13 protein-coding genes and 1 pseudogene are annotated in these 14,327 nt (G+C 64.9%); 13 read left to right on the forward strand and 1 reads right to left on the reverse strand.

Annotation, left to right across the window (positions count from 1 at the left end; translation table 11 throughout):
• Window positions 1-37: 37 nt before the first annotated feature.
• The 13 genes and pseudogenes from LB533_RS01975 to LB533_RS02035 all read left to right on the forward strand — a co-directional run bounded on the left by LB533_RS01975 (window position 38) and on the right by LB533_RS02035 (window position 13,397).
• Window positions 38-895 carry an ABC transporter permease gene (locus LB533_RS01975; protein ID WP_224676536.1) on the forward strand — a complete coding sequence of 286 codons (858 nt, stop codon included), beginning with the start codon at window positions 38-40 and terminating at the stop codon, window positions 893-895.
• Window positions 895-1,707 carry an ABC transporter permease gene (locus tag LB533_RS01980; protein ID WP_224676537.1) on the forward strand — a complete coding sequence of 271 codons (813 nt, stop codon included), beginning with the start codon at window positions 895-897 and terminating at the stop codon, window positions 1,705-1,707. Before LB533_RS01975 ends, LB533_RS01980 begins: the two co-directional genes overlap by 1 nt.
• 10 nt (window positions 1,708-1,717) lie before the next feature.
• Entirely contained in the window at window positions 1,718-2,479 is a 762-nt protein-coding gene (locus LB533_RS01985; RefSeq protein WP_140492572.1) for an SDR family NAD(P)-dependent oxidoreductase, read from the forward strand.
• Between the two features lie 325 nt (window positions 2,480-2,804).
• Window positions 2,805-3,509: a hypothetical protein gene (locus tag LB533_RS01990; RefSeq protein ID WP_140643406.1), complete on the forward strand. Its 705-nt coding sequence runs from the start codon at window positions 2,805-2,807 to the stop codon at window positions 3,507-3,509.
• Between the two features lie 317 nt (window positions 3,510-3,826).
• On the forward strand, window positions 3,827-4,147 hold the full coding sequence (locus LB533_RS01995; RefSeq protein ID WP_224556324.1) for a hypothetical protein: 321 nt from the start codon (window positions 3,827-3,829) through the stop codon (window positions 4,145-4,147).
• Window positions 4,057-4,326, forward strand: coding sequence for a glycosyltransferase (locus tag LB533_RS02000; protein ID WP_348641714.1), 270 nt, complete (start codon window positions 4,057-4,059; stop codon window positions 4,324-4,326). Before LB533_RS01995 ends, LB533_RS02000 begins: the two co-directional genes overlap by 91 nt.
• 58 nt (window positions 4,327-4,384) lie before the next feature.
• The gene (locus LB533_RS02005; protein ID WP_140643408.1) at window positions 4,385-5,758 is read left to right on the forward strand and encodes a glutamine synthetase family protein; all 1,374 of its coding nucleotides are present in this window, start codon (window positions 4,385-4,387) and stop codon (window positions 5,756-5,758) included.
• Window positions 5,759-5,760: 2 nt separating this feature from the next.
• Window positions 5,761-7,059, forward strand: coding sequence for an NAD(P)/FAD-dependent oxidoreductase (locus LB533_RS02010; RefSeq protein ID WP_224676538.1), 1,299 nt, complete (start codon window positions 5,761-5,763; stop codon window positions 7,057-7,059).
• A 199-nt stretch (window positions 7,060-7,258) separates the two neighbouring features.
• The gene (gene pcaF, locus LB533_RS02015) at window positions 7,259-8,464 is read left to right on the forward strand and encodes a 3-oxoadipyl-CoA thiolase (protein WP_140643410.1); all 1,206 of its coding nucleotides are present in this window, start codon (window positions 7,259-7,261) and stop codon (window positions 8,462-8,464) included.
• A gap of 152 nt (window positions 8,465-8,616) precedes the next feature.
• Entirely contained in the window at window positions 8,617-9,648 is a 1,032-nt protein-coding gene (locus tag LB533_RS02020; protein WP_140643412.1) for a BMP family protein, read from the forward strand.
• Window positions 9,649-9,910: 262 nt separating this feature from the next.
• A pseudogene (locus LB533_RS02025) lies at window positions 9,911-11,161 on the forward strand (ABC transporter ATP-binding protein); the annotation flags it as partial.
• 239 nt (window positions 11,162-11,400) lie between these two features.
• Window positions 11,401-12,456, forward strand: a complete 1,056-nt coding sequence (locus LB533_RS02030) for an ABC transporter permease (protein ID WP_140643415.1) — start codon at window positions 11,401-11,403, stop codon at window positions 12,454-12,456.
• A complete protein-coding gene (locus tag LB533_RS02035; protein ID WP_140643416.1) occupies window positions 12,453-13,397 on the forward strand; it encodes an ABC transporter permease in 945 nt (314 codons plus the stop codon). The genes LB533_RS02030 and LB533_RS02035 overlap by 4 nt, the downstream gene beginning before the upstream one ends.
• 42 nt (window positions 13,398-13,439) lie before the next feature.
• Here LB533_RS02035 and LB533_RS02040 read toward each other — a convergent pair whose 3' ends face one another.
• Window positions 13,440-14,207 carry an SDR family NAD(P)-dependent oxidoreductase gene (locus LB533_RS02040; protein WP_140643418.1) on the reverse strand — a complete coding sequence of 256 codons (768 nt, stop codon included), beginning with the start codon at window positions 14,205-14,207 and terminating at the stop codon, window positions 13,440-13,442.
• Between the last annotated feature and the right edge of the window lie 120 nt (window positions 14,208-14,327).

Below are 14,327 nucleotides of genomic sequence, written 5' to 3' on the forward strand. Positions count from 1 at the left end.
GCGGGCCCAGACCCGCCGGCACCGGGGCAATCCTTCGATGCGCGGCATTCGCAAAAACCTGCTGACGGCCATGCTGCTCGGGCCGGCGGCCGCGTGGCTCGTCGTGTTCCTGGTGCTGCCGTTCATGGCCATCGCCGTCTTCAGCGTCGGCGAGCGGGCGCCGGAGGGCGGCTATCAGGCGGCCTTCACGCTGGCGCAATATGCCAATCTTCCGGCGCGGGCGACCGCGTTCTGGAACACGATGGTGCTGGCTCCGGTGGGCGCGCTCGCCTGTCTGCTCGTCGCCTATCCCGTCGCCTATTACCTGGCCCTGCGCGCACCGGCGCGATGGCGGCTGATCCTGCTTGCGCTGGTCGTCATCCCGTTCTGGACCAGCCTTTTGATGCGCACCTATGCCTGGATGTACATTCTGGGCGGACGCGGCATCCCGGCGCTGCTCACCTTTGTCGGCATCGAGGATGTCAGGCTCATCAACACGCCGGGCGCCGTCCTGCTCGGCATCGTCTACGGCTACCTGCCGCTGATGATCCTGCCGATCTATGTCAGCCTCGAGCGGCTCGACCGTCGCCTGCTGGAGGCCTCCGCCGATCTCGGCGCGACGCCGCTCTCCACTTTTCTGGGCGTGACCCTGAAACTGTCCCTGCCCGGCGTGATGACCGGCTTCTCGCTGGTGATGATCCTGCTGCTTGGCGAGTATCTGATTCCGACGCTGCTCGGCGGCGGCAAGGTGTTCTTCATCGGCAATGCGCTGGTCGACCTGTTCCTGCAGTCGCGCAACTGGCCGTTCGGATCGGCCATCGCGATCACGCTGGTGCTGGTCTCGGTCGTGGTGCTGATTGCCGCCAACCGCATCTCGACCCGCGTCTCGGGCGCCCGCCGGGTGGATCTGATCTGATGCGCGCCTTCGTCATTGCCGTTTTCGCCTTCCTCTACCTGCCGATCGCACTGGTCGTGCTGTTTTCCTTCAACGCCGGTCACCACGCCAGCGAGTTCACCGGTTTTTCGGTGCAATGGTACGGCAAGGCGCTGGCGAACCCATTCCTGGTCGAGGCGCTGAAGAACAGCCTGTTCATCGCCACCACCAGCGCCTTGCTGGCGGCGGTGTTCGGCACGGCGGCCGCGCTCGGCCTAGCACGTGTCGGGGTGCGGACCCGCGCTGTCTTCGACGCCTTGCTTGGAGCCGCAATCGTCGTTCCCGGCGTCGTGATCGGCATTTCGACACTGGTCGCGCTCGTCCAGTTGTTCGCCGTCGTCAATCCGTTCCTCGCCTCGGTCTGGCCTGACGATCAGCCGCCGCGCCTGTCGCTCGGCTATGGTTCGATCATCGCCGCGCACGGCCTGTTTTCGATGGCGCTGGTAACGATGATCGTCGGCACGCGCCTTGGCAGCCTCGACCGCAATCTGGTCGAGGCCTCGAGCGATCTCTATGCCACGCCGCTGACGACGTTCCGTTCCATCGTCCTGCCGCAGATCATGCCGGCGGTGGTCGCCGGCTTCCTGCTCGCCTTCACCTTCTCCTTCGACGATTTCATCGTCGCCTTCTTCGTCGCCGGCGCGCAGACGACGCTGCCGATCTATGTCTTTGCGTCGATCCGGCGCGGGGTGACGCCGGAGATCAATGCCATCGCGACGATCGTGCTCGTCGCGTCCGTCCTGCTCGTGGTGCTTGCCCAATGGCAGCTGCGCCAGCGCAAGCCGTCAAACTGAAGGTCGCATCATGATCCTCGAAGACCGTATCGCCGTGGTGACAGGCGCCGGTTCCGGCATCGGGCGCGCCGGCGCCATGATCATGGCAAGGGAAGGCGCGGTGGTCGTCATCGCGGACAGGGATCGGACCAGCGGCGAGGCGACGGCTTCAGATATACGCGCCGCGGGCGGCCGGGCGGAGGCGGTAGCCACCGACGTCTCGGACGACAATGCGGTCGAGCAGCTCCTTGCCGGCACGCTCGACCGGCATGGGCGCATCGACATCCTGCACAATCACGCCGGCATCCAGGTCGGCGGCACGCTGACCGAGGTCGAGACCGGCGGCATGGACGCTTCCTGGCGGGTCAATGTGCGGGCGCAGTTCCTGGCGGCAAGGATCGTCATGCCATCGATGGTCGCACAGGGCGGCGGCGTCATCCTGAACACGGCCTCCAATTCGGGCGTGTTCTACGACCGCGAGATGATCGCCTATGCGACCTCGAAACATGCCGTGGTGGCGATGACCAGGCAAATGTCGCTCGACTATGCCCGCCACAATGTGCGCGTCAACGCGCTCTGCCCCGGCTGGGTCGACACGCCGTTCAATGGACCGTTCATAGCCCAGATGGGCGGACGCGAGGCAATCGAAGCCTATGTCCGCACCAAGATCCCGATGGGCCGCTGGGCCAGCGCCGAGGAGATCGCCGAGGCGATCCTCTTCCTCGTGTCCGATCGGTCATCCTTCATGACCGGCCAGGCGCTGGTGATCGACGGTGGCGAAAGCATCGGCTGAATCAGCCGTCTTTGGCCTTCGGCCGATTGGTGAAAAGCGCCGTCGCCTGCGCGTTCTGGGCCAGAGCCGCGTCGCCGGCCGGCAGCGCCGAAATCAACTCTGACCGACAGTTCGGACCATGGTCCGACCGGCGTGGGACTTCAGTACCTCAGCCGTTCAAAGGCATAGATTTCCTTTGTATATCAACTAGTTACTGTGCCGACAGGTTGCCCAGCTCTCTGATTGAGACAGTCTTTGTCCAAAGTTTACTGCGCATAGTTAGCGGCTTCTCATACGAACTTACCATAGCAGCGGGCGCGGGGCGGCGTTTCCCGAGGAGACTATCATGACAAACCGGAAAACTGTTTTCGCGGCGTTAGCCGCACTGGCGCTTCTCGCTTCTCCGGCGCTCGCCGGAGCCGGCGGCAACGGGCATAGCAATGGTGGTGGTCACAGCGGCGGCAACGGCAATGGCAATGGTGGCGCCCACGGCAACAGCGGCGCTGCGCACGGCAAGTCCTCGTCGGCCCGGGGGCAGGTAGCCAAGGCGACAACGGACACAATGACCACGGTCGATACGAAGACAAAGGTCTCGTCCCTGCCCAAGGAAAAGAACCTCCACGCCAAGCTTGGTCGGCTGAACTCGCTGCAGCGCAACGTCAACGCCTATATGAATTCCAAGAGCAAGAAATTCGCTGCGCTTCAAGCCTTCGTGACGCAGTCGGCAAAAGCCAAGGTCGCACAAACCCAGCTGGACGCTTTGAATTCACAGCTGGACGCACTGACATCGCTGACGCCGGACCAGATCGCCGCGATGACCCCCGAGGAGCAGGCGGCACTGCCTGGACAGATATCGGCTCTGCAGGACCAGATCGCCGCCCAGCAGGAAGTGGTCGACGCGGCGGCGGTCGGTACCGACCCGGCCACGCTCGATGCGGCGTTGACGGATATGGCCAACAAGCCCGTCGACGCCGAGGTCACCGCTTGGGCTCAAGGCGTCCTTGCCGGCAAGATCGACGAGACGGCCGCGGCAATGCAACCGACGCCGTAGCATCGCCAAGGACGACGGGGCATCCGGCCTGCACACGTGATTGCGGCCAATCGCTTCGTGGCCGATGCCTTGTCCGATCACCTCAAGCTGCGGCGGCTGCCGGCATCTATGCCGGCGGCCGCCAATGGCTTCCGGCTGCGGCAATCGCGGTGCGAACATCTGAAAATACTCGACCAGCTCGAAAGCCGGCAGTATTAGGTGACTGCCGATCTGCTTCGCGTCCATCTGCGGCTCTCGCAAACTGCGACCGCAAGCGGCCGGCCACGGCGCTCTCGCGCCGTTCGGCATGATCAGCCGGCCGGAATGAAGAGGAATAATTGACGCGTAAAGCCAGCCCGACTATCGCGCTGTTTCCCGAAGCGGGCTTCGGCGCGGCGTTGAATTGCGTCGGGATCGCGCAGGCCGTGCGGGGCGCCCGCCCCGTCTTCATCTCCCAACCCCGCCTTTCCGGTGTCTTTGCCGACAAGCTGCCGGCGCGCTTCATCGTCAATGTCGGCGGCCTGCGCGACGCTTACCGAGCGGTGCCCGACAATGTCTATCTCGACCCCTGGTTTCCGCAGCGAAGTCGGATTTCTTCATCCACCATGGCGGCAGCAACTGCTTTTTTGAGGCGCAGCGCTTCCGTGTGGCGTCGCTGATCATGCCCTATTGCCGGGACGGCCACGACAATGCACGCCGCGCCGAAGAGACCGGCACCGGCGACCATATCGGCCGTGACGGCTGGACCGAAGGAGTATTGGAGAGCGCAATTCCCGGCCTGCTGGCCGACGACGCCATGCGCGCCCGCCTCAAGGGAAATGCAGCCAGATGGCGCTGAACCCCGGAACGGACGTGGCCGCGCAAGCCATACTCTCTCTGATACGGATTTGAATGAAATGCTTGAGAAGAACACGAATACCGCGCCCTCCACCGATCCCAAGGCCTGGTTGGCGCAGCACGGCATCAACGAGGTCGAATGCCTTGTGCCCGACATGAACGGCGTGCTGCGCGGCAAGGCGCTGCCGACGGCAAAATTCCTCAAGGCGCTGGAAGACCGTGCGCTTTATCTGCCGAGCAGCGCCTTCCTGGTCAGCATAGACGGCCGCTATTCCGGTTCCATCGACGAGGGTTTTGCGTATTCGGACCCCGACATGCGCATGGTGCCCGATGTCTCGACGCTTTGCCTGGCGCCGGGCGCCGGCACTGGCAAGGCCTACGTCTTCGCCGACGCCTTCCACATGGACGGCAGGCCCTGGATGGCCTCGCCGCGCCATGTTCTGCGCGCCGTGCTCGATCTCTACCGGCAGCGCGGCTGGCGGGCGGTAGTGGCGCCGGAGCTCGAATTCTACCTGACCGCGCCCAATCCCGATCCAGACAAGCCGCTGACCGCGCCCACCGGCGGCAATGGCCGCGCCGAGGCCGTGCAGCATCCCTATGACATGGCGGCGCTCGAGGAATACGAACCGGTGGTCCGGCGCGTCTATGACTATGCGGCGGCGGCCGGACTGCCGCTCGACACGCTGATCCATGAATCGGGACCGGGGCAGCTGGAGATCAACTTCCTGCATGGCGACGCGCTGCCGCTGGCCGACAAGGTGCTGTTGTTCAAACGGCTGACGCGCCAGGCCGCCCGGCAAGACGGCATGTATGCGACCTTCATGGCCAAGCCGATTGCCGCACAGGCCGGCAGCTCGATGCATCTGCACATGTCCGTCATCGACGAGGCCGGCAACACGTTGTTTGCCGGCAGCGACGATGCCGATACCGCGATGTTCGGTCATTTCATAGGCGGTTTGCAAAAATATATTCCCGAAATCATGCCGCTGTTCGCGCCCAACGTGAATTCGTTCCGGCGCGTAAGACCGAACCACAGTGCGCCGGCCAACATCGAATGGTCGCATGACAACCGTTCCTGCGGCCTGCGCGTGCCGGCCGGCGGGCGCGCCGCGCGGCGGGTGGAGAACCGGCTGCCGGGTGCCGATTGCAATCCGTATCTGGCGATCGCCGGCTCGCTTCTGGCGGGCTATCTGGGCGTCGAACAGAAGCTGGCGCGCTCGGCGGAAGCATCTGGAAATGCCTACAAGATCAAGAGCACGCTGCCGAAAACAATGGAGGAGGCGCTGGATCGTTTCGAGGCCTGCGAACCGGTGCGCAAACTGCTCGGCGAGGATTTCTTCCAGACCTATCTGCGCGTGAAAAGCGTCGAGCTTGACCTGTTCCAGAGCGTGGTGACGAGCTGGGAACGCGACCACCTGCTCTTGAAGGTGTGATCATGGCATCTTCAACGGGTTTCAATTCCGGTCTCGACATCGGCAAGTCCTACTATGTCGCCACCGCCAATCCGGCGCCGGACCATCCGGCACTCATCGGCGATGTCGAGGCCGACCTGGTGGTCGTCGGCGGCGGCTGCACCGGTCTGTCGGCCGCTCTTCACGCCGCCGAACGCGGCTTGAAGGTGGTGCTGCTGGAAGGCGGCAAGATCGGCTGGGGCGCTTCGGGCCGCAATGGCGGCCAGATGATCCCCGGCCTGCGCAAGGGCGCCAAGGGCCTGGTCAAGCTTTACGGGCCTGAACGGGCGAAGGCGCTGTTCGACCTCGCCTTCGAGGCGCGCAGCCTGGTGCTCGACATTATCGAGCGCCATGCGATCGACTGCGATCTCAGGCTGACCGGCCATCTGGTCGGCGCAGTCAACGGCTCCGATCTCAGGGATCTGGAGGAAGAGGCGAAATGCCTCGAGAGCGTGATGCGATTCCGCGACGTCGAAATCCTGTCAGCAGCTCAGGCGCGGGCCAAGGTCGACACGCCCTATCACGGCGCAATGTACGAGCCGCTTGGCGGCCACATGCATCCGCTCAATTACACGCTCGGCCTTGCCCGCGCGGCAAGCGCGGCGGGCGTCATCATCCACGAGAATTCGGTGGCCGTGCGGCTTGAGTGCGAGCCTTCGATCCGGGTCTCGACATCAAAAGGATCGGTGCGCGCAAAGCATGTCGTGCTGGCTGGCGACGCACTGCTCAATGGGCTGGAGCCGCGCGTCAACAGCCGCATCATGCCGGTCGGCAACTACATCGTCGCCACCGAGCCGCTGGAGGGCTCCCGCAACGTCATCCCCGCCAATGTCGCAGTGTCCGACACGCGCTTCGTCGTCAACTATTACCGCATGTCGGCGGATGGTCGCCTGCTGTTCGGCGGCGGCGAGCGCTACACACCGTCACCGCCGGCCGATATTGCCGGCTTCGTGAGGCCGCACATGGAAGGCACTTTCCCGCAGCTCAAGGGCTGCCGGATCGATCATGCCTGGGGTGGGCTGGTGTCGGTGACGACGTCGCGGCTGCCGCATGTCGGGCACTATGGCGAGGTCTATTACGCGCACGGCTATTCCGGCAAGGGCGCCATCCTGTCGACGCTGTCGGGCAAGCTGCTCGCCGAAGCCATCACAGGCGACGCCTGGCGGCTGGACCTGTTCTCGACGTTGACCCCGATGCCGTTCCCCGGCGGTACGGCGCTGCGCGGGCCGCTCTATGTGCTGGGAATGCTGTGGTATGCCATGAGGGATCGGATGAAGCATTGAGCTCGCGGCCAACCCGCTGATCGTGGCGCTGTATCCAAGTGTGATCCGCCAGCAAGGGCAGGAGAGCTGTGGCTGAGTGGTTAAGTTCGCGCAGGCGCTTGACGAAATGCCGGCGCCAAGCGAACCGAGCTACGACATTGCGCGACCTGCACGCGTTGCACCAAGGCGGCGCATGAGGGAAACGGGAGAGCTGCCTGACATGGCCGAAGCCTATATCTGCGACTATATCCGCACGCCGATCGGCCGCTTTGGCGGCTCGCTGTCCTCGGTACGGACCGACGACCTCGGCGCCATTCCGCTGAAGGCACTGATCGGGCGCAATGCCGGCGTCGACTGGCAGGCCGTCGACGACGTTGTCTACGGCTGCGCCAACCAGGCCGGCGAGGACAACCGCAACGTGGCGCGCATGGCGCTCCTGCTGGCCGGCCTGCCGAAGGAAATCCCCGGCTCGACCGTCAACCGCTTGTGCGGCTCGGGCATGGATGCGCTGACCATCGCCGCCCGTGCAATCAAGTCCGGCGAGGCCGAGCTGATGATCGCGGGCGGCGTCGAATCGATGAGCCGCGCGCCCTTCGTCATGCCCAAGGCCGAGACGGCGTTTTCGCGCAATGCCGAGATTTACGACACCACGATCGGCTGGCGCTTCGTCAACCCGCTGATGAAGAGCCAGTATGGCGTCGATTCCATGCCGGAGACGGGTGAGAACGTCGCCGAGGATTTTTCGGTTTCACGCGCGGACCAGGACGCTTTCGCGGTGCGCAGCCAGGACAAGGCCGTCGCTGCGCAGGCCAATGGCCGGCTGGCCAAGGAAATAACCGCGGTGACCATTCCGCAGCGCAAGGGCGATCCGACCGTCGTCTCGAAGGACGAGCATCCCCGCGGCGGCACCACGATAGAGGCTTTGGCCAAGCTGCCGACGCCGTTCCGGCAAGGCGGCACGGTGACCGCCGGCAATGCGTCGGGCGTCAATGACGGGGCGGCGGCGCTGATCGTCGCTTCGGAAGCGGCGGCCAGGAAATACGGCCTGACGCCGATCGCCCGCATCCTCGGCGGGGCCGCCGCCGGCGTCGCGCCGCGCATCATGGGCATCGGTCCGGCGCCGGCGACGCAAAAACTGTGCGCACGGCTTGGCCTGACGCCAAAACAGTTCGATGTCATCGAGCTCAACGAAGCCTTCGCCTCGCAAGGAATCGCGGTGCTGCGCCAGCTCGGCATCGGGGTGGATGCGCCGCACGTCAACCCGAATGGCGGCGCCATAGCGCTCGGCCACCCCTTGGGCATGTCGGGCGCGCGCATCTCCGGCACGGCGGCGCTGGAGCTGCGCGAACGCGGCGGCCGCTACGCGCTGGCGACGATGTGCATCGGCGTCGGCCAGGGCATCGCCATCGCGCTCGAAGGGGTCTGAACAATCGCTCTCCCGGCTAGTCCAGAAGAGCGGATATGATCGATCTGCCAAATTTGACCATGTGGACAAAAGTCCGGACCCGTTCCATAGTTCCCCGTCTGATTTTTTAAGAACAGTCGGCTCGACACGGCTGTCGAACAGAGGGGACTGCAATGGAAAACCGGAAGAACAAATCTCATTCAGCGCGCGAAGGCCTTTCGCGGCGCAACGTGCTGGGGCTGGGCGCGCTTGGCCTGGCCGCGGCGATGCTGCCGGGCGCCGCCTTCGCCAAGGACAAGAAGCTGAAAGTAGCGGCGATCTTCGCCACGCCCATCGAGGAGCCGTGGGACAATCAGATCCATGTCGCTTTGCAGAAGGCCGAGAAGGAACTCGGCATCGAGTATAAATGGTCGGAGAAGGTGCAGACCGCCGACTTCAGCCGCGTCATGCGCGAATATGCACAGGGCGGCTATGAACTGGTGCTGGGCGATGCCTTCGCCGCCGAGCGTGAATCGCGCCGCACCGCCAAGCAGTTCCCGAAGACTGCTTTTCTGTTCGGCTCCGGCGCCGGGCCGGCGGAGCCCAATTTCGGCGTCTTCGACAATTGGATCCACGAGCCCGCCTATCTCTCCGGCATGATCGCGGGCAAGATGTCGAAGTCGGGCACGGTCGGCGCCGTCGCGGCGATGGGCATTCCGGAAGTGAACCGGCTGGTCAACGCCTTCTTCGCCGGCGCCAAGGAGGTCAATCCGAACATCAAGAAGAAGGTCGCCTTCATCGGTTCCTTCTTTGATCCGCCCAAGGCCAAGGAGGCGGCCGTCGCTCAGATCGACGCCGGCGTTGACGTCATCTATGCCGAGCGCTTCGGTGTCATCGAGGCGGCGGTGGAGAAAAAGATCTACGCCATCTCCAACATGTCCGACCAGTCGACCCTTGGCCCCGACACCGTCATTACCGGCCCGGTCTGGGATATGTATCCCACCGTCGAACAGGCCATCAAGCTGGTCAAGGCCGGCGTCTTTACGGCGCAGGACTATGGCGATTTCTCGCGCATGGCCAAGGGCGGTTCTCACCTCGCGCCTTACCATAAGTTCGACAAGACGCTGCCGGCCGAGGTCAAGGACATGGTCGAGAAGAAGAAGGCCGAGATTCTCGAAGGCAATTTCCGGGTGGATGTCGACGAGAATACGCCGGTCTCGGATTGAGTGTCGCTATTTGAGGGGTTGGCGCATGGCGCCCCCCTCTGTCCTGCCGGACATCTCCCTCCTCGAGGGGGGAGATTGGCAGCTTCGCCGGCGGTGCTTGTCTCTTCAAGCGGTGCAGATTGGCGAAAGCCGAAGTGACATCTGATCCCCCCTTGAGGGGGAGATGGCCGGCAGGCCAGAGGGGGTGCAGCGCATCCCTATAAAACCGAACCGCAAAGCCAACCCCTCGCCAGGAGCGCCCTTGCCCGCCCCCCTCATCGAAATGCGTGGCATCACCAAGAGTTTCGGCGCCGTCAAGGCGAACGAAGCCGTCGACCTCAGCGTGGCGCCCGGCGAGATCCTCGGCTTGCTGGGCGAGAACGGCGCCGGCAAGACGACGCTGATGAACGTGCTGTTCGGCGCCTATGCGCCCGACGCCGGCGAGATCCTCATCCAGGGCCGGAAGGTGCGGATCACCAGTTCAGCCGATGCGTTGGCCGCGGGCATCGGCATGGTGCACCAGCATTTTCACCTGGCGTCACGGCTTACGGTGCTGGAAAACCTGCTTATCGGCATACCAGGCAAGTCCGGACGGATCGACCGGTCCGGCGGACTGGCGCGGTTGGCCGAAATCAGCCGCCAGCACGGGCTGACACTCGATCCCAGCCTGCCGGTCTCGGCGCTGTCTGTCGGAGAGCAGCAACGTCTCGAGATCGTCAAGGCGCTGTTTCGCGGCGCAAAGCTGCTGATTCTCGACGAGCCGACCGCGGTGCTGGCGCCGAGCGAAGTCGACGGGCTGTTTTCGGCCTTGCGGTCGATGGCGGCGCAGGGTCTGGGCATCATCTTCATCTCGCACAAACTCAACGAGGTGCGTGCGCTCACCCACCGCTGCACGGTGCTGCGGCATGGCCGCGTTGCCGGCCGCGTCGATGATCCGGCCAACACCACGTCGGCGGAAATGGCGCGACTGATGTGCGGCCACGAGATCGTGCCGCCGGCCAAGGGGCCGTCGACGCCGGGGGCAGCGGTGCTCACTCTCGACGGCATTTCCACCTCGAGCCATTCGGGCACGCCGCTGCGCGATGTGTCGCTATCCGTGCGCGCCGGCGAGATCCTCGGCATTGCCGGTGTCTCCGGCAATGGCCAGCGGGCACTGGCGGAGGTGATCTCGGGCGTGCGAGCGCCCGATGCCGGTCGGATGACGATTGCGGGACAGAAAGTGTCTCGCTTCTCGCCGCGCGAGGTGCAGGCGCTGGGCCTTGGCCGCATCCCGGAAGACCGCATGACGACGGGACTGGTCACCAACTTGCCGCTCGCCGATTCCATGGTGCTGCCGCGCATCGGCACCGCCGCTTTCAGCAGCAAGGGCCTGCTCAAGCCGGACGCGATCCGGGCCTTCGCCGAGGCGCAGATCAAGGCCTATGATATCAGATGCCCCGGGCCGATGACGCGAGCCGGCGCGCTGTCCGGCGGCAATCTGCAGAAAGCGCTTTTGGCGCGCGAGCTCGCCTTCGATCCGAAGGTGCTTGTCGTCTCGCAGCCGACGCGCGGCCTCGACATCGGAGCCGCCCGCTTCATCCATGAAAAATTCCTCGACATGCGCGCCAAGGGCTGCGGCATCATCGTCATCGGCGAGGATCTGGAAGAGTTGCTCGTGCTCTGCGACCGCATCGCGGTGATGTATGAGGGCCGCATCGCCGGCACGCTTCCCAGCGCCGATGCGACGATCGCACGGCTGGGGCTGCTGATGACCGGGGCGGAGGGCCATAGCTGATGTTCCGCCTCGAAGTCCGCAGCTCGACGCCAGCCTGGTTCAACCTGGCTTTGCCGCTGCTGGCCATCGGTACCGCGCTCGTGCTGTGCAGCGGCCTGATCGCGCTGGCCGGCGCCGGCGTGCTCGAATCCTACGGCGTTATGTTCACGGCTTCGCTCGGCGACAGCTATGCGATTACCGAAACGCTGGTGCGCGCCGCGCCCATGATCTTCACCGGGCTGGCGGTGGCTGTCGCCTTCCGCGCCAAATTCTGGAACATCGGCGCCGAAGGGCAACTGCTTGCCGGCGCGGTGGCGAGCTGCTTCGTCGGCGCGATCCCGATGCCGGGACCGCTCGCCATGCTTTTGATGGCTCTGGCAGGCGCTGCGGCCGGTGCAGCCGTCGCGCTCGTGCCGGCAACGCTGCGGGTGAAATTCAAGGTCGACGACGTCGTCAGTTCGCTGCTGCTCAATTCGGTCATCTATTACGCGCTGATGGCGCTGATCGAAGGGCCGTGGAAGGATAGTTTCAGTGGCTATCCGATCTCGCCTCCGATTGAGGATTCGGCCAATTTCCCGGTGCTGATCGAGGGCACGCGGCTGCATCTCGGCGTCATCGTGGCGCTTATCGCGGCACCGCTGATCTGGTTCCTGATCGTGCGCACCACGCTCGGCTTCCGGATCCGGGTCACCGGCGAAAATCCGGAAGCGGCCAGATATGGCGGCATCAATGTCCAGCGGGTGCTGCTCTCGACGGCGTTGCTGTCCGGTGCGCTGGCGGGCCTGGCCGGCGTCGGCGAGGTTGGCGGCGTGCATTTTCAGGTGATGAGCGACATCTCGCCGGGCTACGGTTATTCCGGCATCGTCGTTGCAATGCTGGCGCGGCTCAACCCGCTCGGCGTGGTGCCGGCGGCGATCTTCCTGGCTGCCGTGATGACCGGCGCCGAGGCGATGTCGCGCGCGACCGGCGTGCCGGCCTTCCTCAGCGATGTCATCCAGGGCACGGCACTGCTTGCCATGCTGGTGGCGCTGCTGTTCACCGCCTATCGCATCCGCCGCGTCGGAGCCGCCCAATGAGCGCGGTGTTCGAACAGATCTTCCAGGTCGGCTTCTTGGCCGCCATCATCCGCATCGCCACGCCCTTGGCTTTCGCTACCCTTGGCGAAATGTTCTCCGAGCGCGCCGGCGTGCTCAATCTCGGCATCGAAGGCATCATGCTGTTGTCGGCAATGGCCGGCTTCACCGCCGCCAGCCTCAGCGGCAACCTGTGGCTGGGCGTCCTGGCGGCGGTGCTGACCGGCATGCTGATGGGGGCGCTGCATGCGCTGTTCACGGTGGCGCTGGGCTTAAGCCAGCATGTCTGCGGCATCGGCGTGACGCTGCTTGCGTCGGGTCTGGCTTATTTTCTCTACCGGCTGATCTTCGGCCAGCAATCGGTGCCGCCGAGCATCAAGGGTTTTCAGACGCTGCCGATCCCGGTCCTCTCCGACATTCCCGTGCTTGGGCCGGCGGTGTTCAACCAGTTCGCGCTGGTCTACATGGCGATCCTGGCCATCCCGATCGCCGCCTTCGTGCTCTACCGCACGCCATGGGGGTTGTCGGTGCGCATGGTCGGCGAAAACCCGCGCGCCGCAGACTCCGCCGGCGTCAGCGTCATTCTCACCCGCTTTCAGGCGGTCATTCTCGGCGGGGCGCTGATGGGGCTGGCCGGCGCCTTCCTGTCGATGGCGCAGTTCAACGCCTTCACCTTCGGCGTCGTCTCCGGGCGCGGCTGGGTGGCGATCGCCCTGGTCGTGTTCGGCCGCTGGGACCCGTGGCGCTCGGCGGGCGCCGCGCTGCTATTCGCCTTTGTCGATGCCCTGCAGTTGCGCATGCAGGCGAGCGGCCTCGGGCATATCCCCTACGAGGCGTTCCTGATGCTGCCTTTCATCTTCACCATTGTCGCCATGGCGGTGATGTCGCGCAATGCGGTGGCGCCGTCGGCGCTGCTGAAGCCGTTTCGACGGGAAGAACGATAGACGAGTAGGGCTTGGGACGAAGACCCTGGACCTTGGGACACCTCACATCGCGGTAAAACCATTGTCGACGAACAGATGGGCCCCGTTGACAAAGCTCGACTCGTCGCTGGCGAGGTACAGCGCCGCCTTTGCCACCTCTTCCGGTTCGCCGATCCGCCCCTGCTGTGCAGCCAGCGCCGCGTCGGAGACATCGACGCCGAGCTTGCCCAGATCGGCGACCTCGCGCAGCCCATGCGGTGTGCGGATGAAGCCGGGGCAGACGGCGTTGCAGCGGATGTTGCGGTCGCGGAATTCCACGGCGATGGCGCGCGCGAACATGTGACAGGCGCCCTTGGTCGTGTCGTAGAGCACTTCGTTCGGCGTCGCCGCCACCGCCGAGATCGACGAGGTACAGACGATCGAGCCGCCCCCGGCCGCGATCATGCCGGGCAGCACGGCGCGGGTCATCAGGAACATTGAGCGCACGTTGACGGCATGCAGCCAGTCCCATTCCTGCACGCTGGTTTCCAGGAACGGCTTTATCACGATGGTGCCGGCATGATTGAACAGGACGGTAACCGCGCCGAACTTCTCGGCCGCGCCCCTCACGGCCGCCTCGACCTGCGCCTCGTCGGAAACGTCGGCGATAAAATGCTCCGCGATTTGGCCGCGCGCCCGGATCGCCGCGGCGGTGGCTGCCGCCGCTTCGCCATTGCGGTCGATGATCGCCACCTTTGCGCCTTCCGCCGCGAACAGTTCCGAGGCCGCCCCGCCCATTCCCGTCGCGCCCCCCGAGACGATGGCGACCTTGCCGGCCAGTCTTGCTCCCATTTCCTTGCTCCTCCCAAATGTCCTTTGGACGATCTCGCGTTGTCGCTCTGCCGCGATGCTATCCTGCCCGCGCGGGGCGGCCAATGCGCGAATGGATCGGCAAGTGAAGTGCCGTCGAGC

The sequence above is a fragment of the Mesorhizobium sp. BR1-1-13 genome (assembly GCF_020165515.1).
Lineage (GTDB): Bacteria > Pseudomonadota > Alphaproteobacteria > Rhizobiales > Rhizobiaceae > Mesorhizobium.

What these genes read in the sequence shown, in the direction of transcription:
- LB533_RS01975 (WP_224676536.1), top strand. Translation starts at nt 38, where the DNA reads ATGCGCGGCATTCGCAAAAACCTGCTGACGGCCATGCTGCTCGGGCCG.
- LB533_RS01980 (WP_224676537.1), top strand. Translation starts at nt 895, where the DNA reads ATGCGCGCCTTCGTCATTGCCGTTTTCGCCTTCCTCTACCTGCCGATC.
- LB533_RS01985 (WP_140492572.1), top strand. Translation starts at nt 1,718, where the DNA reads ATGATCCTCGAAGACCGTATCGCCGTGGTGACAGGCGCCGGTTCCGGC.
- LB533_RS01990 (WP_140643406.1), top strand. Translation starts at nt 2,805, where the DNA reads ATGACAAACCGGAAAACTGTTTTCGCGGCGTTAGCCGCACTGGCGCTT.
- LB533_RS02005 (WP_140643408.1), top strand. Translation starts at nt 4,385, where the DNA reads ATGCTTGAGAAGAACACGAATACCGCGCCCTCCACCGATCCCAAGGCC.
- LB533_RS02010 (WP_224676538.1), top strand. Translation starts at nt 5,761, where the DNA reads ATGGCATCTTCAACGGGTTTCAATTCCGGTCTCGACATCGGCAAGTCC.
- pcaF (WP_140643410.1), top strand. Translation starts at nt 7,259, where the DNA reads ATGGCCGAAGCCTATATCTGCGACTATATCCGCACGCCGATCGGCCGC.
- LB533_RS02020 (WP_140643412.1), top strand. Translation starts at nt 8,617, where the DNA reads ATGGAAAACCGGAAGAACAAATCTCATTCAGCGCGCGAAGGCCTTTCG.
- LB533_RS02030 (WP_140643415.1), top strand. Translation starts at nt 11,401, where the DNA reads ATGTTCCGCCTCGAAGTCCGCAGCTCGACGCCAGCCTGGTTCAACCTG.
- LB533_RS02035 (WP_140643416.1), top strand. Translation starts at nt 12,453, where the DNA reads ATGAGCGCGGTGTTCGAACAGATCTTCCAGGTCGGCTTCTTGGCCGCC.
- LB533_RS02040 (WP_140643418.1), bottom strand. Translation starts at nt 14,207, where the DNA reads ATGGGAGCAAGACTGGCCGGCAAGGTCGCCATCGTCTCGGGGGGCGCG.